The sequence below is a fragment of the Microbacterium sp. T2.11-28 genome (assembly GCF_950097975.1).
In the GTDB taxonomy this organism is placed as follows: domain Bacteria; phylum Actinomycetota; class Actinomycetes; order Actinomycetales; family Microbacteriaceae; genus Microbacterium.
This window is the reverse complement of the sequence record NZ_CATNHF010000001.1, coordinates 716,306-737,057: the sequence shown is the minus strand read 5'-3', so window position 1 is coordinate 737,057 and position 20,752 is coordinate 716,306. Positions and strand designations below refer to the sequence as shown.

Below are 20,752 nucleotides of genomic sequence, written 5' to 3'. Positions count from 1 at the left end.
GTTCCCCGGTCGGGCGTGTTCCCGGCGTCAGCCCTCGGACAGCACGCGGCCGCCGCCGATCACGAGCGCGCGCGGCGGAGTGCGCACCAGCGCGTCCATCGGGTTCTCCGCGTCGACCAGCACGATGTCGGCGCGGTCGCCGGCCCGGAGGGCGTTCGCGGGGAGTCCCGCGAACGCGCCCGATGCGCCGGTGGCGATCTCGACCACGCGGCGCAGGTCCTCGTCGCGCACGACGCTCGACGCCCGCGCGTACTGCCACGCGATCCCGAGCAGGTCGCCGGTGCCGTAGGGGCTCCACAGGTCGCGGATCCCGTCGGTGCCGAACGCGAAGCGCACCCCCGCCGCATCGAGCTCCGTCAGGGGGAGCTGCGGCAGCCGCAGCGGCGCCACCGTCGTCATCGTGATGTCGAGCTCGGCCATCGCCTGCAGCAGATCGCGGCGATGCGCCGGCGCCACCTGCGCGAGGGCGAAGCCGTGGGCGACGTTCACCCGGCCCCGCAGGCCGAGCCGCGCCGTGCGGTCGATGATGAGCTCGATCTGGAAAGCGCCGAGTTCGGCGGGATCGTGCAGGTGGATGTCGACGCCGGTCCCGTGCTCCGCGGCGATCGCGAAGAGCCCGTCGAGCTGTCCCACCGGGTCGCGGTCGATCGAGGCGGGATCGAGTCCTCCGATGTGCTCGACGCCCGCGCGGGCGGCGTCGGCGAGAAGATCCAGGACGCCCGGACGGCGCAGCACCCCGTCCTGCGGGAAGGCGACGATCTCGACGCGCACGGCATCCCCGTACGCGGCGGCCGCCTCGCGGACGGCGTGGATCCCGCGCAGTCCGAGGCCGAGATCGACGTCCACGTGGGTGCGGATCGCGGTCGTGCCGTGGCGGACCAGCTCGGCCAGCACGCGGGAGGTGATCCCGACGCTCGGGATGCCGAGGGCATCGCGGCGTGCGCGCTCGTGGCGGATGCGCCCATCCGTGCCGCCCTCGCCGCCGTAGGACTCCCACGGCAGACCCCACCACGACTTGTCCACGTGCGCGTGGGCGTTGACGAGACCGGGGAGGGCGAGCAGGCCACCGCCGTCGCGCGACGCGCCGTCTGCCGCCGCCGCATCTGCCGCCGCACCGGTCGGCGTCACGGCCGTGATCACGCCGTCGGCGAGCTGCAGGTCCACCGCGGCGACGGTGCCGTCGGAGGCGGCGAGTCGGACATTGCGCAGCGAGGAGAGCGGGCCGGAGAGGAGCATCCATCCATTGTCGCCGTGCGAGCGAGGGGTCTCGCCCGTGATAGGCTCTTCGAGGTTCTCGGGCCTGTGGCGCAGTTGGTAGCGCGCTTCGTTCGCAATGAAGAGGTCAGGGGTTCGAATCCCCTCAGGTCCACCGAAACAGACGGAACGCCCCTCCTCGTGAGGGGCGTTCCGTCGTCTCCGGGCCGCTCAGACCGGAACCCGTGCGCCGGCCGCCAGCCGTGACGCGGCGAGCTCCTCGGCCGCCGCCAGCGGCGTGATGCCCTGCGCCTCGGCGTCGTCGTAGAGGCGGCGCAGCGTGTCACCGATGGCCGCCACCCGGGTCATCGTCTCCTCGCGGCCGGAGAGGCGCTTGGCCTCCGAGTCGAGATAGATCACCCCGCCCGCGTTGACGACGAAGTCCGGCGCGTACAGGATGCCGCGCGCGGCCAGCCGGTCGGCGCCGGAGTGGTCGGCGAGGGGATTGTTCGCCGGTCCGCAGACGGCGGCGGCGGCGAGGGCGTCGATGACCTCGTCGGTGAGCAGCCCCCCGATGCCGGCCGGCACGAAGACATCCGCCGGCACCCGGTGCTCCTCGCCCGGCTCCACCCACGTCGCCCCGAGCTCGAGCGCGAGGTGGCGCTTGGCGGGATCGACATCGGTCACCGTGAGGACCGCGCCCTCGGTCGAAAGCCGCACCGCGAGGCGGCTCCCGACCTGCCCGAGGCCCGAGATGGTGATCCGGCGGCCGGTGACCTCGGCGCTGCCGGTCACCCGCTCCAGGGTCGCGCGCACCGACTCGTACACACCGAGGCTCGTGGGCCCTGCCGGCTCGCCCGAGCCGCCCACGGCGTCGGGGAGGCCGACGACGTGCGAGGTGCGGTCGCTGACGACCAGCATGTCCTCGGTGGTCGACCCGACGTCCTCGGCCGTGCGGTACAGGCCGTCGAAGGACGCGACGGCGTCGCCGAGGTCGAGGAAGGCGGCGCGTCGTCGATCGGCATCCAGGACGGTCCCGGGCGGAAGGCAGAGGACGGACTTGCCGCCGCCGGCATCCAGCCCCGCCGTCGCGTTCTTCAGCGTCATCGCCGCGGAGAGGCGGAGGGCGTCGGCGACCGCGTCGGACCAGTGAGGGTAGGTCCACAGCCGCGCGCCGCCGAGGGCGGAGCCGAGGACCGACGAGTGCAGCGCGACGGTGATGACGAGGCCGCTCCGCCTGCCGGTGATCACCTCCACGCGCTCGTGGGTGAATTCGGGCAAGGGGGTGTGCGTCATCGCGTCCTCTTTCGGCCGGCCTTGTGGGCTCTGCGCTGCAGACGCCGCGGCGTTGCGGCATCCGCGTCCATTCTGCCCCAGCGGCGCCCGGTCGTCACGCGGCGGCCCGCCCGCGGCGCGTGGCAAAAGCAGGCCCGACCGCCGTTTCGGCGGCTGGCAGGGGCCGTGGGGTCCATCGGGCCTTGCTCCTGCCACCGCCGGCACCGGCTCCTCCCCAGGTCGCGAGTTCACCGGGCCCGCCACGGCGCGGGCGGAGCGGGCGACGAGCGGTCGATGAACGCGGCACGGTCGCCGGATGACGACGTCGACCATCCGCGATACTCCCTTCCCGCGGTTCCTCCGCACGTCCGACCTGCGAGCGGAGGGACTGTCGTGGCGCGGTGTCGCCGCGGCGGTCGCGGCGGGTGCGCTGATCAGGCTGCGTCAGGGGGCGTACTGCCCGGTCGGCACACCGGAGGAGTGCGTCGCGGCCGGACAGCTGCGCGGGCGGCTCACGTGCGTGTCCGAGCTGCGGCGGCGCGGGGTGTTCGTCCGCGACCGCTCCATGGTGCATGTGCACGTGTCCCCGACGGCTGCGAGGCTCCCCGCGCGGCCGGCCGGCGCGCGAGTGCATCGCCGACGGCTGCACCGCACGCCGCATCCACGCGCTCTCAGCGTGGAGCTGCTCGATGCGCTCCACGACGCCGTCACCTGCCAGGACCCCCGGGCTGCCATCGCGACGCTCGACTCCGCACTGCACCTCGGGCTCGTGGACGTCGATGACATGGACGAGCTGTTCGCCGGGCTTCCGCGCCGGTATCGGCGGCTCCGGAGGCTCCTCGATGCCCGGGCCGAGTCGGGTCCGGAGACCCTCGTGCGACTGATGCTGCGAGGTCTGGGATGTCGGTACGAGCCGCAGGTCGTCATCGTCGGCGTGGGGCGCGTGGACTTCCTCGTCGACGGCTGGCTCATCGTGGAGTGCGACAGCGCGCAGTTCCATACCGGCTGGGCGGAGCAGCGCAACGACCGGCGCCGCGATGCTGCTGCCGCCGCGCAGGGGTTCCTCGTGCTGCGGCTCATCGCGGAGGACATCATGTGGCGGCCGGAGGTGGTGCTGGCGGCGCTCCGGGGTGCGTTGGCCGGGCGCCGCGGGGCAAAAGCAGGCTGAACAGCGGCTGGGCGCCGTCTCGGCCCCGGCTCGGTCGGTCGGCCCTGCCGTTGCCACGGGGAGCGGCCGGAGCGACCGACGCGGCCGCCGGGCGGTCAGCCGATGTGGTCGCGCCAGTCCAGGGGCACGCGGCCGCGCGGGCCGGGGGCGGGCTGGGTGTCGGGGTGGCTGGTGGGCGGGGCGAGTTCGGGGCCCTCGACCATCTCGCCGGCCTCGAAGTCCCAGAACCAGTCCTCACCGGGCTCGAAGCTCTGCATGACGCGGTGGCCGGTCCGGTGGTAGTGCGCGGTGGCGTGCTTGGCGGGCGAGCTGTCGCAGCAGCCGATGTGGCCGCACGCCGCGCAGCGGCGCAGGTGCACCCACCAGCCGTCGACGGCGTCGCACTCGTCGCAGCCGGTGCCCGAGGGGGCGGCGGCCGGGTTGAAACTCGCGGCGAGGTCGGTCATCGGGGATCCTCCGGTTCGGATGGGGGACGGGTGCCCACCGGCTCAGCCGGCGAGGGCGCGGTGGACCGAGGCGACGGCGCTGGAGCCCTCGCCGACGGCGGCGGCGACGCGCTTCATCGAGCCGCGGCGGACGTCGCCCGCGGCGAAGACCCGGGGGATCGACGTCTCGAACGGCAGCGGCTCGCGGCCGAGGTGCTGCCACCGCTCGAGCGACTGCAGGCCGACGTCGGTGCCGGTGCGGATGAACCCCTCGGTGTCGCGGTCGAGCGTGGGCACCCACGAGGTGGCGGGATCGGCCCCGATGAAGCAGAACAGGCCGCGGGCATCGACCTCGCCCACGCTGTCGATGCGGACGCTCTCCAGCTCGGCGTCGCCGCCGAGGCCCACGACGTTCGAGCCGCGGTGGATGCGCACGCGCGGATCCTCGACGAGCCGGTCGACGAGGTACGAGGACATCCGGGCGCTCAGATCGGTGCCGCGCACGACGAGGTCGACGGGGCTGCCGTTGGCCGCGAGATACAGGGCGGCCTGCCCGGCGGAGTTCGCCCCGCCGACGACGACCACCGGCGCCCCGGTGACCTGCCGCAGTTCGAGCGGAGTGGCGGCGTAGTAGATGCCGGCGCGCTCGAAGTCGCTCCAGCGGTCCAGCGCCAGGCGGCGGTAGGCGGCGCCGGAGGTGATGACGGCGGCGCGGGCACGGATGATGCGGCCGTCGGCGAGCGTGATGTCCAGCTCGGAGCCGCCGTCGACGGTGGCGAGCGAGACGGCCTCGCACGGTGCGTAGACCCGGACCCCGAACTTCAGCGCCTGGAGGGTGGCCTGGCCGATGAGGTCGCCGCCGCTGACCCCGAAGGGGAAGCCGAGGAAGTTCTCGATGCGCGAGGTCGCCGCCGCCTGGCCGCCGGGGGCGACGGCGTCCAGCAGCACGGTGCTGAGGCCTTCCGACGCGCCGTAGATCGCCGCCGCGAGGCCGGCGGGGCCGCCGCCGACGACCACGAGATCGACGACCTCGTCGGCGTTGGCCTGGTAGCTGAGCCCCAGCCGTTCGGCCACGGCGCCGGGCGTGGCACGGGGCATCGGCTCGCCCTGGATGAAGGCGAGGGGCAGGTTGTCCTCGGGGATGCTGTGGCCGACGAGGTACTCGATGCCGTCGGGCGGCACCGCGACGGCTACGTGCACGAGGTCGAGCCGCTCCGCGAATCGCCTGAGGGCCAGGAAGTCGCTCGAGGAGCTGAAGCCGACGAACTTGAGGGTCATCGCGGCGGGGCCGTTGCGCAGCGACTCCCGGCGTGCCCACAGCGCGTGGAGGATGAGGTCGCACAGGTCGTCGTCCTCGTTCATGAGCCGGCGCAGCTCGGCGCGCGTGATGCGACGCACGCGCCCGGGGCCGGTGGCCCGCGCCGACAGGAACGCGCCCTGGCCGTTGAGGAGCCCGAGTTCGCCCGCGAAGGTGCGGGGACCCATGCGTGAGATGACGACCTCATCGACCCACTTCAGCGCGTCGCGGACGATCTCGATCTCGCCCTCCTCGACGACGATGAGGTCGTAGTCGCTGTCGCCGGAGCGGAAGACGTAGTCGCCCTCGGCGACCTCCTCCGTCGTGCCGATCGCGGTCAGGCGGGCCCACTGATCGTCGGTCAGGGTGGGGGAGATGGTCTCGTCGGCGCTCACGTGTCCTCCGTCGCGGGCGGGGTGGTCGAGGGGGCGGCGGTGCCGGGACCTGCCGCGGTCCCGGCAGTGCCGTCCGGCGGTCGCGAAGCGATCGTGACGGACACCGGGGCCGGGCCGGCGGATGCCGCTGCGTCGTCGGCCGGCGACTGCAGCGCGCGGATGAGCGACTGCGCGTCGTACGGGCCGACGTGCCGGCGGCCGTTGACGAAGAAGGTGGGCACGGAGGTGATGTGCATCGCCTCTGCGTCGAGCATGTCGTCGCGCACGCGTCCGGTCACCTCGGCCGACTCGAGGTCGCGCTCGAACTTCTCGACGTCGAGCCCGAGCGACGCCGCGAGCCGCACGATGTCCGAGGGCAGCTGGTGCTCCTGGTCGGCGAACAGGCCGCGCTCGAACTCGAAGAACTTGCCCTGCAGCGACGCCGCCTCGGCGGCCTCGGCGCCCGCGAGCGCGTTCGGGTGCTGGGTCGTGAGCGGCGCGTGACGCCAGACGTAGCGCAGGTCGCCGTCGAGCTCGCGGATGACCTCCTGGATCGACCCCGACGCCTTCAGGCAGAACTCGCACTGGAAGTCGCCGTACTCGACGATCGTGTACGGCGCGTCGATCGGACCCCACACGTGGTCGCGCCGCGGATCGACCGGGCGGGCGAGGGTCTGCCCCGTCTCGATGTCGCCGCGGACGGCGTCCGAGATCCGGAAGATGATCGTCGCCAGGACGAAGGCGAGGACGGAGGCGGCGAGCACGCCGACGCGGGCCTCGTTCTGCGCCGCTTCGTCGTCGATCGCGAGGTCGATGATGAACAGCGAGATCGTGAAGCCGATGCCGCTGAGCGCGGCGCCGCCCGCGATGCGGTCGAGGGTGAGCCCCGGGCCGAACTCGCCGAGGCGCAACCGCTTGAGGAGGGCGGTGGAGCCGAAGATGCCGAGGAACTTCCCGGCGACCAGGCCCACCACGATGCCCCACGTGAGCGGAGACCGGGCGGCCGCGGCGAGGATCTCGCCGTTCACCACGACGCCGGCGTTGGCGAGGGCGAACAGCGGCAGGATCACGTAGGCCACATACGGCGCGTACGCCGACTGGAGGCGCTCGTTGATCGAGATGGACTCGCGGAGGCTGTTGGCGGCGGCGCGGGCGTACTCGGTGTTGGGCGACTGGCGGAAGGTCCGGGCCAGCTCGAGCGCGTGCTCGACGTCGCGGCGGTTCGGGCGGTAGACGGGGACCAGGAGGGCGATGGCCACCCCCGCGAGGGTCGGGTGCACCCCGGAGGCGAGGAAGGAGAGCCAGACGATGATCGCGAGCGTCGCGTACACCGGCCCACGGCCGCTGCGGAGGTACCGGGTCGCGTACACGCCCGCGAGTCCGATCGCGGCGACGATGAGCGGCATCGGGGTGAAGGTGTCGGTGTAGACGAGCGCGATGATCGTCAAGGCGCCGATGTCGTCGACGACGGCGAGGGCCAGCAGGAAGATCCGCAGGCGCCCGGGGATGCGCGGGCCGACGAGCGCCAGGGCGCCGACGAGGAAGGCCGTGTCGGTGGAGATCACCACGCCCCACGCGTCGGCGTGGCCGGAGGGCGCGGCGATGAGGACGAAGAGGAGCGCGGGGAGGGCGAGCCCGGCGATCGAGGCCAGGACGGGCACCATGGCGCGCGACCAGCTGGTCAGCTCGCCGATCGCGAACTCCCGCCGCACCTCGAGCCCGACCGTGAAGAAGAAGATCGCCATGAGCGCGTCGTTCACGAGCGCGTGCAGGGTGAAGTCGAGCCGGAGGTCGTTGACCCCGATGCTGAGGTGGGTCTCCCACAGCGTCTCGTAGGACCCGTGGGAGACGTTGGCCCAGACGATCGCCGCCACGGTCGCCAGCAGGAGCAGGAGCGCGCCGATGCGGTTCTGGCCCATGGCGCGGATGCGGGAGGCGATGGAGGGGCGTGCGGCCATACGTGCGGTTTCCTTCGGTGGGGTCGGACTCAGTCTCCACCCCCTCGGGGCGAAGCGTCCAGCGTTCGCTCTAGGCTGACGGCATGACGACGCCCGCCGAGCTCCACCCGCGCAGCCGCCTGGTCCACGACGCTCTCCGCGCCGCGGGGATCGACGGGGAGATCGTGGTGCTCCCGGACGCCGCCTCGACGGCAGCGCTGGCTGCCGCCGCACTCGGCGTGGAGGTCGGCGCCATCGCGAACAGTCTGGTGTTCTGGTCCGACGGCGAGCCGCTCCTCGTGATGACCAGCGGCGCGCACCGCGTCGACACCGCCGCGCTCGCCGAGCGGCTGGGGCGGGGCGGGATCGTGCGCGCGACGGTCGATCAGGTCCGTGAGGCCACCGGCCAGGCGATCGGCGGCGTGGCGCCCACCGGTCATCCCTCGCCGCTTCCCACCGTCGTCGACGAGGCGCTCGCCGCCTTCCCGGAGATCTGGGCCGCCGGCGGCACGCCGCACACCGTCTTCCCGCTCACGTTCGACGAGCTGGTGCGGCTGACCGCCGGGACCGTCGCACGCGTGGACTGAGCGTTTCGTCTCGCTGCGCTCGCTCAACGACCGGGGTCCGCGGGCGGTCCGGTCGTCGAGCGAGGGAGCGGAGCGACCGAGACGAAACGGCACGGCCTCAGCCGCGCAGGATCTCCCAGGCGGTGACGGCGGCGGCGGCCGACCACGCCTGCGGGCGACACGCCGCCGGATACGGCGCGGGAGCGCGCACGTCGGATGCCGCGTCGCCCGCGTGCAGCTCGGGCACCCGGTAGTCGAACGCCTCGGCCGCCGCGAGCAGTCCCGTCACGAGCGCGCGCGCCTCGGTCGTGCGACCCGCCAGGGCCATGCCGCGCGCGACGATGGCGGTGTCGTGCGTCCAGACACTGCCGCCGTGGTAGCTGAGCGGCCAGTAGCCCGCGGCGCCGGTCGACAGGGTCCGCAGGCCGAACCCCGACGACATCGGGGGAGCCACCATGAGCGCGGCGATCGCCTGCTCTTCCGCGGGCTCCAGGATTCCGGTGCCGAGCAGGTGCCCCGCGTTCGAGGTGAGGGTGTCGACGGCGCGGCCGTCCCGGTCGAGGGCGATGGCCGGGTAGCGGCCCTCGGGGGTGGTGACCCAGAACCGCTCGGCGAAGCGGCGTTTCAGGCCCGCGGCCCACGCGCGCAGCGCCTCGCCGCCCGCGCGCCCGAAGCGGTCGAGCAGGTCGGCGCCGCCGAGAGCGGCCTCGTAGGCGTAGCCCTGGACCTCGCTGAGGGCGATCGGGCCGTCGGCGAGCCGGCCGTCGCGCCACTGGATCGAGTCGCCCGAGTCCTTCCAGCCCTGGTTCGACAGGCCGTGGCCCGTCTCGTCGACGTAATCCAGGAATCCGTCCTCGCCGGCGCTCTCGACGATCCACGCCAGCGCGCGCTCCAGCGCAGGGAGCAGCTCCTCCACCTCGCCGTCCGGCATGCCGAGCCGCGCCGCATCGGCCAGGAGACACACCCACAGCGGGGTCGCATCGACCGTGCCGTAGTACAGCGGCGGGAGCTCGATCCCCTCGCCGGGCATCGAGAGGGTGTCCGACCGCAGCTCGTGCATGATCTTGCCGGGCTGCTCGGCCGTCGCGGGCGTCGTCGCGGTTCCCTGGAGGCGCGCGAGGACGCGGAGCGTGGACGCCGCGATCGAGCGGTCGACGGGCAGCATGAGGCGCGCGGCCCAGAGGGAGTCGCGCCCGAAGAGGGTGAAGAACCACGGGGCCCCGGCGGCGTAGAAGACGTCGTCCGGGTGGTCCGGGAGTGCCAGGCGCAGGGCCTCCAGGTCGCCGAGGGCCTGGGTCAGCCACCGGCCGAGGCGCGGGTCGGCGGATGCGGGTGCGGGCGGCACGCTCCACGGCGCCGGGTCGGCGACGCCGCGCACGACCAGCGACGGGTCGTGCAGCGCGACCGTCCACGCGACCTCGGCGACGCCGCGTGCGGGCACCTCGAGCGTCCACGCGACGCTCAGGTCGTCCGCCGCGACGGTGACCTCGCCGTCCGGGGCCGTCAGCGTCAGGTCCGCCTCGCCGCGGCGCACGACCACCGTGCCCGGCGCGTCGGCGGCGGCGGTCCACCCGCCGGGCGCGGGCGCCCCCGCCTTGACCTCCTGCAGAGGGGAGAAGTCGGGGGTCACGGCGACGCGCAGCGCCAGCCGCAGCGGCGCGTCGAGGTGGGAGCGCACGGTCAGCGTCTCGGAGACCGTGCCGTCGGCGACCCGGCGCACGCGCTCCAGCCGGACCTTCGGATCGGGCCACCGGTCGTCGACGCCCCGCAGCAGCGCGTCGAAGCGCACCTCGGTCGCGGCCGGGACGCTCGCGCGCACCCATTCGGGCCGCACCTCGAGCCCCTCCGCGTCGAGGTAGCGGAGCTCCACCCCGCGGATGAACCTCGTGTCGCCGTGGTAGACGCCGTCGATCGGCGCGGCGCCCATGTCGCCGTCCGCTCCCGACCACGTCTGCGTGGGGGCGCTGAGCGCCACCACCCGATCCGACAGGAACGGCTGGAGTCCGTCCGTCATCCCTTCACTGCTCCTTCGCTGGTGTTCATGATGCGTTTCTGGAAGATGAAGAAGAGGACCGCGACCGGGATCGTCATGATCGCCGCCGCCGCGAGCTTCAGCGGGTACTGCGTGCCCTGACTGAGCTGTCCCGATGCGAGCGAGGCCACGCCCTTGGTCAGGGTGGTGAGCTCGGGCGACTGGGTCGCCACGATGAAGTGGCTGAGCTCGTTCCACGATCCCTGGAAGGACAGGATGATGATCGTCACGAGCGCGGGCCGCGCCATCGGCAGGACGATCGACCAGAACACGCGGAACGTGCCGGCTCCGTCGATGCGCGCCTGCTCCTCGACCGAGGCCGGGATCGACTCGAAGAAGTTCTTCATGATGAACACGCCCGCGGCGTCGACCAGCAGCGGCAGCACCATGCCCGTGTAGGAGTCGTAGATGCCGATCTGGTTGAGCACGAGGAACTTCGGGATGAGCAGGACGACCGCCGGCACCGCCATGACGCCCACCACCATCGCGAAGACGAATCCGCGGCCCCGGAAGTGCAGCCGGGCGAGGGCGTAGCCGGCGAGCGAGACGAAGAAGACGCGCCCGAGGGTCACGAGGATCGTCACGACCGCGGAGTTGGCGAACCACAGCGGGAAGTCGCTGTTGAGGAACAGGCGCTCGTACGCGGCGATCGAGAACGTCTGCGGCAGCAGCGAGATCGGGTTGGACGCCGCCTCCTGCTCGGTCTTGAACGAGGTCGCCACCTGCACGAGGAACGGGTAGATGTAGACGACCGCGAGCAGGACGATCATCGCGTAGAGCAGGACCTGACCGGCTGCGCTTCGCAGGGTGAAGCGACGCCGGCGCCGCGACGGTGCGGGGGCCGGTTCGACGGGAGGCGTCGTGGCGCGCGCGAGGGTGGTGTCGGTCACGAGGTGGCCCCCTTCCGGTAGGTGGCGCTCTGGTAGGCGCGGATGCGACGGCGCGAGACCGGACGGTCCCGCAGCACCCACCGCTGGAAGAGCGTGAACGTGATGATGATGAGGAAGAGGATGAAGGCGATCGCCGCACCCACGCCCCAGTCGTTCTCGCGGAACGCGGCCGTGTAGGACAGATACGCCGGTGTCATCGTCGTCTTGGCGGGGTCGCCCTTGGTCCCGGTGTAGATCTGGTCGAACACCTGCCAGCAGCCGATGAGCCCCAGGGTCACGACGGTGAAGATCGTCGGTCGCAGCTGGGGGAGGGTGATCCGCCAGAACCGCTGCCACGCGCTCGCGCCGTCCATCATCGCCGCCTCGGTCAGCTCGTAGCCGACGTTCTGCAGCGCCGCGATGAACAGCAGCATGAACGTGCCGCTCGTCGTGAACACCGCCATCAGCATGAGCGCGAACATCGCGACGGAGGGGCCGGCGAGCCAGTCCCACCACGACAGGCCGAGCGCGGTGTTCTGGGTCAGGGCGTCGGGGCCGCTGGTGATGCCGAACGCGCCGAGCGCCAGGTGCACGAGCCCGGTCGGCTCGCGGAACCAGTTCGGTCCCTCGCCGCCGAACCAGGCGATGATCCCGTTGACGGGCCCGGCGAACGAGAACAGGAAGAGCCACAGCACTGTGATCGCGACCGAGCTCGTCACCGAGGGGAAGTAGAAGGCGGTGCGGAAGAAGCCGCGTGCACGGAGCATGCGGCGGCTGACGAGCACCGCGAGGAAGAGGGCGAGCGCGGTCTGCAGCGGCACGACGAGCAGCACGTACCAGGCGTTGTTGCGCAGCGCCGTGCCGAAGTCGCGCGTCGCGAGACCGCCGGTGGTGATCGTCGCATAGTTGTCGAGACCGACGAACGAGACGTTCGAGGAGAGGGGGCTGCCGCGCCCCGACCAGTCGGAGAAGCTGACCCAGAGGGCCATGAGCACCGGCACGAACAGGAACGTGCCGAGGATGAGGATGACGGGCGAGACGAACAGCCAGCCCGCGCCGGCCTCCCCCCGGTGCGTCCCGCCGGAGCGGGGCGACCGAGTGGAGGCCGGACGGGTGGATGCCGCGGCCGGCGTGACGGGCGCGGTCATGTCCGTCAGCCGACGATGGCCTCGAGGTTCGACTGCACCGAGTCGAGGATGGCCTTGGGGTCACCCGTCTTCAGCGAGCCGAGCTGGGCGTTGAAGTCGGTGACGACGTCGGCCGACCCCTTGTTCGTGGGGACGCCCTGTGCGTACGCCGAGCCGTCGAGGAAGGCGACGAGGTCGGGGTTGTCGGCCTTCCACTGGTCGGCGGCGGACTGCACCGACGGCATGGGGCCGAAGGCCTCGGAGAACGCCAGCTGCTGCTCGGCGCTCGTCAGGTACTCGACGAGCTCGAGGGCGGCCTGCTGGTTCGGGCTGTCGGCGGCCATGCCCCAGCAGTTGGTGAACTGCAGCGTGCCCTGACCGGCGGGGCCGGCCGGCAGCTCCACGACGAGCGGCTCGACATCGGGGTAGTCGCCGAGGGCGCCGGTGATCCAGTTGCCCTCGATCGTCATCGCGCCGAGCTCCTTGCCGAACGCCTCCCCGCCCCAGCCGGCGCCCACATCGGCCGCGTAGGCGAACGTGCCGTCCTTCAGGTGCTCCTGCACGTAGCCGAGCGCCTCGACGTTCGCGTCGCTGTTGGCCTCGGCGGTGGTGCCGTCCTCGGAGACGAGGCGCCCGCCGGCCTGGGCCATGAACGCTCCGATGCGCGCGTACTCGCCGCCGAAGACGAGGCCGGTGGTGTCGCCGGTCGTGAGCTTCTCGGCGACGGAGGCGAGCTCCTCCCAGGTGGTCGGGATGTCCGCCTCGGTGAGGCCCGCCTCCTCCCACAGGCCCTGGTTGATGATCAGCTGCAGCGTCGAGAAGTCCTTCGGCGCGCAGTAGAAGGTGCCGTCGTAGGTGAAGTTGGCCACGAGCGACTCGTAGAAGTCGTCCTTATTGGGCAGGAGGTCGCCGTAGGGCTGCAGCGATCCGTTGTCGGCGTAGGCCGCCAGCTGGTCGGTGGACTGGTAGAACAGGTCCGGCGGGGAGCCGGCCGCGAAGCCCTGCGCGAGCTGCTCGCTGAGGTTGGTCGCCGCGACGACCTCGGCCTCGACGCCGGACTCCGCCGACCAGGCGGCCACCGCATCCTGCACGGCCTTGGTCTCAGCGTCGCCGCTGGAGCCGATCATGATCGTCAGGGCGTCGTCGGACGACGTCAGGCTGCCGGCGTCGCCCCCCGCCGATCCCGACGGGTCGGGGGTCTCGCTGAATCCCTGGCCGCAGCCGGTGAGGGTCAGCGCGGCCACGACCGCGAGCCCTCCCGTCGCGAGCAGCGTCCGTGCTGTGTGTCGCTTCATCGCATCTCCTTCGAAACGGTGTGGAACCCTCACAGGGTTACATGGCTTGAACGTTCATATTCGTGCGAGCGCACTTCTTTGATCGTTCAAATTGTGGAATGCTTGACAAGATAAGGCGTCGTCGCCCCCTCCGTCAAGACCGTCCGTCCAGACCGCGGACGACCGCCCTCCTCCGACCGACGACGACCAGGAGACGATGAACAGGCCCGCCACCATCGAGGACGTCGCCCTCGCCGCCGGGGTGTCCCGGCAGACGGTCAGCAACGTCCTCAATTCGCCCGCGATCGTGCGCGAGCAGACGCGCGAGCGCGTGCAGGCGGCCATCCAGCGCCTGGGCTACGCGCCGCACGCCTCGGCGCGCCGGCTGCGGACGCGCCGCAGCTCGACGATCGGCATCCACCTCGATCCCTATGCCGGCGGCATCTCGGGGGTCGTCCTGGACCGCTTCGTCCACGCCCTCACGGAGCACGCGGGCGAGCGGGGGCTGCGCGTGACGCTGTATGCCGCGCGCTCGCCCGAGGAGGAGATCCGAAAGATGGCCGACCTCCGCGACGGCGGCGACATCGACGGCGTGGTCATCACGGGCACCTTCCACGGCGATCCGCGCACGACCTGGCTGATCGAGCGGGGCGTGCCGTTCGTCTCGTTCGGTCGTCCGTGGGGAGTCGACGACGTCGCCGATCCCGCTCATCTGTGGGTCGACGTCGACGGCGCAGCCGGGACCGCGGCCGCCACGCGTCATGCGCTCGCGACCGCCGGGCCCCGGGTGGCGTTCCTGGGGTGGCCCGAAGGATCGGGGACCGGGGACGACCGCGAGCGCGGCTGGCGGGAGAGCCTTCCGGCGGGGGCGGAGGCCGTGCGCCTCGTCTGCGAGGAGAACGTCGCGCGGGCGCGCGGCGTGGTCTCCGAGGCGCTGGCGTCGCAGACGATCGACGCACTGGTCTGCGTCAGCGACTCGCTGGCCGTCGGCGCCCACCTCGCCGCGGTCGCCGCCGGGTGCCCCTCGCTGCCGATCGTCGGTTTCGACAACACCCCCGCCGCCGAGGCGCTGGGGCTGTCGAGCGTCGAGCAGCTGCCGGAGCGCGTCGCGACGGGGGCGCTCGACCTCCTCATGGGGGATGCCGGCGCCGTGTCGCTGCGCAGCCCCACCCCCGGCCGCGCGCACGTGCTCGTGGAGCCGCGCCTCATCGTCCGCTGATCCCGCACCCGCCGCCCGTGCGGCGGGTCGATCACCGCCGGCCGATCCGACGCGACAGCTCGCGCGCCGCCTCACCGGCCAGCGCGGCGAGCTGATCCGCGTCCCGGTCGGCATCGTCGGGCCAGGTGACGGCGATCGCCGCCGCGGGCCAGCCGGTGTGGTCGAGCACGGGAGCACCCACCGAGCGCAGGCCGATCGTCACCTCGCCGTCCTCGGTGGCGTAGCCGCGCTCCCGGCTGCCGCGCAGCAGGTCGCGAAGCTCGCTCGGCCGTCCCGGCCCCCGGCCGGTGCGGTCCGAGAACGCCGCGGCATCGGGATAGAGCGCGCGCACCTGCTCGCGGGGAAGATGCGCGAGCATCGCGCGCCCGGTGGCGGTCAGATGGGCGGGAAGGCGCACGCCGACGTCGGTGACGAGGGCGGGCCGACGCGGCGCGCGCTCCTCGACGATGTACAGCACGTCGCGTCCGGTCATCACCGCCAGATGGGCGCTCTCGCCGGTGCGGTCGGCGAGAGCGGCCACGAGCGGACGTCCGAGCCGCGCGAGCGGCTCCTGCCGGGTGTAGCCGCCGGCCAGTTCGAAGGCGGCGGTTCCGAGCCCCCACCGACGGTCGGGCTCGAGGTGCACGACGAACCCGTGCCGCGCCATGGCGCCCAGCAGGTGGTAGATCGTGGACCGGGGGATCGCCAGCTGCTCCGCGATGGTCCGGGCGGCGACGGGGCCGCGCTGGCGGGCGAGGAAAGACAGCACGCGCAGCGTCTGGTCTGCGGCCGGCACCTGCGGGCGGTCGGAACTGTCTGGGATCACAGACACAGGATGACAGAAGTCGCTGGTGATCGGCTCTGGAGGCGAGTGGAATCGGGTCATGGCCTCCGCTGTCCCCACCGTCGCCCGTACAGACGCCGTCCCCGCCGTCACCGTGGGGGCGCGGCCGCTCACGATCGACGAGGTCGTCGCGGTCGCGCGGCACGACGCCCGCGTGCGCCTCGCGCCCGAGGCCCTCGACCGCGTCGCGCGCAGCCGGGCGCTCGTCGAACGTCTCGCGGACGACCCCGAGCCCCGCTACGGCATCTCCACCGGCTTCGGCGCGCTCGCGACGACGTTCATCGCCCCCGAGCGCCGCCGGCAGCTGCAGGCGAGTCTCATCCGCTCCCACGCGGCGGGCACCGGAGCCGAAGTGGAGCGCGAGGTCGTGCGCGCCCTCATGCTCCTGCGGCTCCAGACGCTCGCCTCCGGGCACACCGGCGTCCGGCCCGTGGTCGTCGAGACGTACACGCAGATGCTCGACGCGGGCATCACCCCGATCGTGCGCGAGTACGGCTCACTCGGCTGCTCGGGCGACCTGGCACCGCTCTCGCACGTCGCGCTGGCGGCCCTCGGCGAGGGCGAGGTGCGCCTCCCCGGCCTCCCCGATCCCGTCCCCGCCGCCGACGCGCTCGCCGCCGCCGGCATCGCCCCGCTCCTGCTGGAGGAGAAGGAGGGGCTCGCGCTCATCAACGGCACCGACGGCATGCTGGGCATGCTCGCCCTCGCCCTCCACGACCTCGACGCGCTCCTGGTCACCGCCGACGCGGCGGCCGCGCTGTCGATCGAGTCCCAGCTCGGCACCGACGCCGTCTTCGCCGCCGACCTCATGGCGCTGCGACCCCAGCTCGGCCAGGCCGCGTCGGCGGCGAACCTGCGGGCGTTCCTCGCGGGGTCGCCGATCGTCGCCAGCCACCGCGACCCCGCCGTCTGCACGCGCGTCCAGGACGCCTACTCGCTGCGGTGCTCGCCCCAGGTGCACGGCGCCGCGCGCGACACGATCGATCATGCGCGCGCCATCGCGGGCCGCGAACTGGCATCCGTCGTGGACAACCCCGTGATCACCGAAGACGGACGGGTCGAGTCCAACGGCAACTTCCACGGCGCCCCGGTCGCCTACGTGCTCGACTTCCTCGCCATCGCGGTCGCCGACGTGGCGTCGATCTCGGAGCGCCGCACCGACCGCGCCCTCGACCGCTCGCGCAGCCACGGGCTGCCGCCGTTCCTCGCCGACGAGGTGGGCGTCGACTCCGGCCTCATGATCGCGCAGTACGCGGCGGCCGGCATCGTGTCGGAGCTCAAGCGCCTCGCGGTCCCCGCGTCGGTCGACTCGATCCCGTCGTCGGCGATGCAGGAGGACCACGTGTCGATGGGCTGGTCGGCGGCGCGGAAGCTGCGCCGCGGCATCGACGGGCTCGCGCGGGTGCTGGCGATCGAGGTGATCACCGGCTGCCGCGCCCTCGACCTGCGCGCCCCGCTGCAGCCGGGCCCGGTGACGGGCGCGGTGCGCGCCCTGGTGCGCCGATCGGTCGCGGGCCCCGGGCCCGACCGCGTCGTGTCGCCCGAGCTCGAGGCTGTCACCGGGCTCGTGCTCGCGGGGGAGATCGCCCGCACCGCCGTCGCTGCCAGCGATCCGGCGTTCACGACTCCGGAAGACCCGGCCTGAAACCGAGGAGGAACACATGATGTCGTCGCATGGTGCCGAAGATTCCGGAGTTGCGAACGCGCGGGGCCCGGTCCGCGCTGCGCGCGGCGCCGACCTCACCGCCAAGAGCTGGGGCGCCGAGGCGGCCAAGCGGATGCTGATGAACAACCTCGACCCCGAGGTCGCCGAGCACCCCGAGGACCTCGTGGTCTACGGCGGCACCGGCCGGGCCGCCCGGTCGTGGGAGGCGTTCGACGCGATCGTGCGCACGCTCGACGAGCTCGAGCCGGATGAGACCCTGCTCGTGCAGTCGGGCAAGCCCGTCGGCGTGTTCCGCACGCACGAGTGGGCTCCGCGGGTGCTGATCGCGAACTCCAACCTCGTCGGTGACTGGGCGACCTGGCCGGAGTTCCGCAGGCTCGAGCAGCTCGGCCTGACGATGTACGGGCAGATGACGGCCGGATCGTGGATCTACATCGGCACCCAGGGGATCCTCCAGGGCACGTACGAGACGTTCGCGGCCGTGGCCCGATCGCTCGGGAAGGAGTCGCTCGCAGGCACGCTCACCCTGACCGGGGGAGCGGGGGGAATGGGCGGCGCCCAGCCGCTGGCGGTCACCCTCAACGACGGAGCGGTCATCGTCGTGGACGTCGACGAGTCGCGGCTCGCGCGCCGGGTGGAGCACGGCTACCTCGACGAGTACACCACCGACCTCGACGCCGCGGTGGAACGGGCGCTGGCGGCCAAGGCCGCCGGGCGGCCGCTCAGCGTCGGCGTCGTCGGGAATGCCGCCGACGTCTTCCCCGAGCTGCTGCGACGTCAGCACGCCGGCACGATCGACATCGACATCGTCACCGACCAGACGAGTGCGCACGATCCGCTCGCGTATCTGCCGAGCGAGATCCCCTTCGCGCAGTGGCGGAGCGAGGCGCTGCGCGATCCCGAGGGCTTCACCGACCGCGCCCGGTCGTCGATGGCACGTCAGGTGGCGGCGATGGTGGGCTTCCAGGACGCCGGAGCGGCGGTCTTCGACTACGGCAACTCGATCCGCCGCGAGGCAGAGCTCGGCGGATGCGAACGGGCGTTCGCCTTCCCGGGGTTCGTGCCCGCCTACATCCGTCCGCTGTTCGCCGAGGGCCGCGGGCCGTTCCGCTGGGTGGCCCTGTCGGGCGATCCGGAGGACATCGCGAAGACGGACCGCGCCGTCGCCGAGCTGTTCCCCGACGATGCGCCGCTGCGTCGCTGGCTCGACAAGGCCGGTCGCACCGTCCACTTCGAGGGACTGCCGGCGCGGATCTGCTGGCTCGGCTACAAGGAGCGCCATCTCGCCGGGCTCAGGTTCAACGAGATGGTCGCCTCCGGCGAGCTGTCGGGCCCCATCGTCATCGGCCGCGATCACCTCGACGCCGGCTCTGTCGCCTCGCCCTACCGAGAGACGGAGGCGATGGCCGACGGCTCGGACGCGATCGCCGACTGGCCGCTGCTGAACGCCCTGCTCAACACCGCGTCGGGTGCGTCGTGGGTCTCGATCCACCACGGCGGCGGCGTCGGCATCGGCCGCTCGATCCACGCGGGGCAGGCGATCGTCGCCGACGGCACCGAGCTCGCCGCCGAGAAGATCGAGCGGGTGCTGACGAACGATCCCGGCACGGGTGTGATGAGGCACGTCGACGCCGGCTACGAGCGGGCCGCAGAGGTCGCCCGGGAGCGCGGGCTGAAAGTGCCGATGCTGTGAGCGCGCTGCTGCTGACCGGGATCGGCGAGCTGACGACGAACGTCGTGGGCCTCGGTGACGACCCCTCCGACGCGCTCGGCACGATCGCGGACGCCGCACTGCTGATCGACGGCGGCCGGATCGTCTGGGCCGGCCCCGCGTCGGCCCTCGAGGCGGCCACGTCGGACGCCCGGCCCGAGGTCGTCGACCTGGCCGGGGCCGCGGTCATCCCGGGGTTCGTCGACAGCCACACCCACCTCGTCTTCGGCGGCGACCGGGCCGACGAGTTCGAGGCGCGGATGACGGGGACGCCGTATGCGGCAGGCGGCATACGGCGCACCGTGGCGGCGACCCGTGCCGCCGACGAGGACGTCCTGCGCGCGAGGCTGGCGGGCTTCGTCGCCGAGCTCCATGCCCAGGGGACGACGACCTTCGAGGTGAAGACCGGCTACGACCTCACCGTCGACGGCGAGGCACGGAGCGCGCGCTTGGCGGCGGAGGTGACCGAGGAGGTCACCTTCCTCGGGGCGCACGTCGTCCCGCCCGAGTTCGCGGAGGACCGCGAGGCCTACGTCGACCTCGTGTGTGGGCCCATGCTCGACGCGGTCCGCCCCTTCGTGCGGTGGATCGACGTGTTCTGCGAGACCGGGGCCTTCACCCCGGCCGAGACCGAGCGCATCCTCGCCGCGGGGGCGGCGGCCGGACTTCCCGCCCGGCTGCACGGCAACCAGCTCGGCGAAGGCGCGGGGGCCGCGCTGGCCGTCGCGCACGCCGCGGCCTCCGTCGACCACTGCACGTACCTGACGGATGCCGACGTGGCGGCTCTCGCCGGTTCCGACACGGTCGCGACGCTCCTGCCCGGCGTGGAGTTCTCCACCCGTCATCCGTACCCGAACGCGCGGCGGCTGATCGATGCCGGCGTCACGGTCGCCCTCGCCAGCGACTGCAATCCCGGGTCGAGCTTCACGAGCTCGATGCCGCTGATGATCGCCCTCGCCGTCCGCGAGATGGGGATGACGCCCGCCGAGGCGGTGTGGGCGGCCACTGCCGGGGGAGCACGGGCGCTCCGCCGGGACGACGTCGGACGCCTGGGCGCCGGTGCGCGTGCGGACCTCGTCGTGCTCGGCGCGCCGACGCGCGTGCACCTGGCCTACCGCCCCGGGGTCCCGCTCGTGCGCGAGGTCTATCGGGGCGGCGAGAGGATCCGCTAGAGCACGCTGCCGGCCGACGGGTCGGGACGGGTCAGCGGGGGCTGTCGAAGGTCCACGACGCCGGGTCGACGGAGGTGGCGACATCCCAGTCGTCGGTGTCCCAGGTGAACACGGCCACGGCGCAGGTCGGCATCGCGCCGATGTCGCCGCTCGACAGCGCGTCGGCGAGCACCGACATCCCGGGATCGTGGGCGACGACCATCACCTGTCGGGCGCCGCTGGTGGCGGCGGCGGACAGGAGCGTGCGCGCCGGCGCGCCGTACAGCTCCGGGCGCTCCTGAGCGGGCACGCCGAGCGCCTCCGCGAAGAAGCCGGCGGTCGTCCGGGCCCGCAGCGCCGTGGAGGTGAGGAGGGCCTCGGGCCGGAAGCCGGTCTGCGCCAGGCGCGCCGCGAGCACCGGCGCGTCACGACGTCCGCGATCGTTGAGCGGACGGTCGTGGTCGTCCAGTCCGGGGTCGCCCCAGTCGCTCTTGGCGTGCCGCACGAGCGCCAGGGTGATCACCGATGCTCCTCCTCGGAACGGTCGTCGTCTTCCTGCCCCGCGTGATCGAGCGGTGCCGGCCCCGCGGGCCACGGCTCCGGCTCGGAATCGTCCGGCGGCGCCCACTCCGATCCGGGCGCAC

The 20,752-nt window shown here is 72.9% G+C and carries 17 protein-coding genes and 1 tRNA gene; 7 read left to right on the top strand and 11 right to left on the bottom strand.

Features of this window, described 5'->3' with window-relative positions; all coding sequences use genetic code 11:
- Positions 1 to 27: 27 nt before the first annotated feature.
- The gene (locus QQZ13_RS03550) at positions 28 to 1,236 is read right to left on the bottom strand and encodes an amidohydrolase family protein (protein WP_284527730.1); all 1,209 of its coding nucleotides are present in this window, start codon (positions 1,234 to 1,236) and stop codon (positions 28 to 30) included.
- A gap of 60 nt (positions 1,237 to 1,296) precedes the next feature.
- Here QQZ13_RS03550 and QQZ13_RS03545 point away from each other — a divergent pair.
- Positions 1,297 to 1,369: transfer RNA gene (locus QQZ13_RS03545), tRNA-Ala, on the top strand.
- A gap of 56 nt (positions 1,370 to 1,425) precedes the next feature.
- Here QQZ13_RS03545 and QQZ13_RS03540 read toward each other — a convergent pair.
- Positions 1,426 to 2,490: a Glu/Leu/Phe/Val dehydrogenase family protein gene (locus QQZ13_RS03540; RefSeq protein ID WP_284527729.1), complete on the bottom strand. Its 1,065-nt coding sequence runs from the start codon at positions 2,488 to 2,490 to the stop codon at positions 1,426 to 1,428.
- A 295-nt stretch (positions 2,491 to 2,785) separates the two neighbouring features.
- Here QQZ13_RS03540 and QQZ13_RS03535 point away from each other — a divergent pair, with 295 nt between their 5' ends.
- Entirely contained in the window at positions 2,786 to 3,637 is an 852-nt protein-coding gene (locus QQZ13_RS03535) for a DUF559 domain-containing protein (protein WP_284527728.1), read from the top strand.
- Between the two features lie 95 nt (positions 3,638 to 3,732).
- Here QQZ13_RS03535 and QQZ13_RS03530 read toward each other — a convergent pair whose 3' ends face one another.
- Genes QQZ13_RS03530 through nhaA form a run of 3 tightly spaced genes read right to left on the bottom strand, consistent with a single transcriptional unit; the run spans position 3,733 to position 7,691 of the window.
- The gene (locus QQZ13_RS03530; RefSeq protein WP_284527727.1) at positions 3,733 to 4,083 is read right to left on the bottom strand and encodes a UBP-type zinc finger domain-containing protein; all 351 of its coding nucleotides are present in this window, start codon (positions 4,081 to 4,083) and stop codon (positions 3,733 to 3,735) included.
- A gap of 42 nt (positions 4,084 to 4,125) precedes the next feature.
- Positions 4,126 to 5,754 (bottom strand): cyclic nucleotide-binding domain-containing thioredoxin-disulfide reductase, encoded by a 1,629-nt coding sequence (locus QQZ13_RS03525; protein WP_284527726.1) that lies wholly within the window; start codon positions 5,752 to 5,754, stop codon positions 4,126 to 4,128.
- Positions 5,751 to 7,691: a Na+/H+ antiporter NhaA gene (nhaA, locus tag QQZ13_RS03520; RefSeq protein ID WP_284527725.1), complete on the bottom strand. Its 1,941-nt coding sequence runs from the start codon at positions 7,689 to 7,691 to the stop codon at positions 5,751 to 5,753. Before nhaA ends, QQZ13_RS03525 begins: the two co-directional genes overlap by 4 nt.
- Before the next feature lie 83 nt (positions 7,692 to 7,774).
- Between nhaA and QQZ13_RS03515 the strand changes: the two genes are divergently transcribed.
- Positions 7,775 to 8,257: a YbaK/EbsC family protein gene (locus QQZ13_RS03515; RefSeq protein WP_284527724.1), complete on the top strand. Its 483-nt coding sequence runs from the start codon at positions 7,775 to 7,777 to the stop codon at positions 8,255 to 8,257.
- A gap of 97 nt (positions 8,258 to 8,354) precedes the next feature.
- Here QQZ13_RS03515 and QQZ13_RS03510 read toward each other — a convergent pair whose 3' ends face one another.
- The 4 genes from QQZ13_RS03510 to QQZ13_RS03495 are packed head-to-tail and all read right to left on the bottom strand — an operon-like array spanning position 8,355 to position 13,559.
- Positions 8,355 to 10,250, bottom strand: a complete 1,896-nt coding sequence (locus QQZ13_RS03510; protein WP_284527723.1) for a glycogen debranching N-terminal domain-containing protein — start codon at positions 10,248 to 10,250, stop codon at positions 8,355 to 8,357.
- Positions 10,247 to 11,158 carry a carbohydrate ABC transporter permease gene (locus QQZ13_RS03505; RefSeq protein WP_284527722.1) on the bottom strand — a complete coding sequence of 304 codons (912 nt, stop codon included), beginning with the start codon at positions 11,156 to 11,158 and terminating at the stop codon, positions 10,247 to 10,249. Before QQZ13_RS03505 ends, QQZ13_RS03510 begins: the two co-directional genes overlap by 4 nt.
- Positions 11,155 to 12,285: a carbohydrate ABC transporter permease gene (locus tag QQZ13_RS03500; RefSeq protein WP_284527721.1), complete on the bottom strand. Its 1,131-nt coding sequence runs from the start codon at positions 12,283 to 12,285 to the stop codon at positions 11,155 to 11,157. Before QQZ13_RS03500 ends, QQZ13_RS03505 begins: the two co-directional genes overlap by 4 nt.
- A gap of 5 nt (positions 12,286 to 12,290) precedes the next feature.
- Entirely contained in the window at positions 12,291 to 13,559 is a 1,269-nt protein-coding gene (locus QQZ13_RS03495) for an extracellular solute-binding protein (protein ID WP_284527720.1), read from the bottom strand.
- A 196-nt stretch (positions 13,560 to 13,755) separates the two neighbouring features.
- Here QQZ13_RS03495 and QQZ13_RS03490 point away from each other — a divergent pair, with 196 nt between their 5' ends.
- Complete coding sequence (locus QQZ13_RS03490) at positions 13,756 to 14,757, top strand: LacI family DNA-binding transcriptional regulator (protein ID WP_284527719.1); 1,002 nt, start codon at positions 13,756 to 13,758, stop codon at positions 14,755 to 14,757.
- A gap of 31 nt (positions 14,758 to 14,788) precedes the next feature.
- On the opposite strand, the gene QQZ13_RS03485 is transcribed toward QQZ13_RS03490, so the two are convergent.
- Positions 14,789 to 15,568 (bottom strand): IclR family transcriptional regulator, encoded by a 780-nt coding sequence (locus QQZ13_RS03485; RefSeq protein WP_284527718.1) that lies wholly within the window; start codon positions 15,566 to 15,568, stop codon positions 14,789 to 14,791.
- Positions 15,569 to 15,620: 52 nt separating this feature from the next.
- On the opposite strand from QQZ13_RS03485, the gene hutH reads away from it, so the two are divergent.
- The 3 genes from hutH to hutI are packed head-to-tail and all read left to right on the top strand — an operon-like array spanning position 15,621 to position 20,129.
- Positions 15,621 to 17,225 carry a histidine ammonia-lyase gene (gene hutH, locus QQZ13_RS03480; RefSeq protein WP_284527717.1) on the top strand — a complete coding sequence of 535 codons (1,605 nt, stop codon included), beginning with the start codon at positions 15,621 to 15,623 and terminating at the stop codon, positions 17,223 to 17,225.
- 16 nt (positions 17,226 to 17,241) lie between these two features.
- The gene (gene hutU, locus QQZ13_RS03475; RefSeq protein WP_284527716.1) at positions 17,242 to 18,939 is read left to right on the top strand and encodes a urocanate hydratase; all 1,698 of its coding nucleotides are present in this window, start codon (positions 17,242 to 17,244) and stop codon (positions 18,937 to 18,939) included.
- A complete protein-coding gene (gene hutI, locus QQZ13_RS03470) occupies positions 18,936 to 20,129 on the top strand; it encodes an imidazolonepropionase (protein WP_284527715.1) in 1,194 nt (397 codons plus the stop codon). Before hutU ends, hutI begins: the two co-directional genes overlap by 4 nt.
- A gap of 31 nt (positions 20,130 to 20,160) precedes the next feature.
- On the opposite strand, the gene QQZ13_RS03465 is transcribed toward hutI, so the two are convergent.
- On the bottom strand, positions 20,161 to 20,631 hold the full coding sequence (locus QQZ13_RS03465) for a histidine phosphatase family protein (protein WP_284527714.1): 471 nt from the start codon (positions 20,629 to 20,631) through the stop codon (positions 20,161 to 20,163).
- Between the last annotated feature and the right edge of the window lie 121 nt (positions 20,632 to 20,752).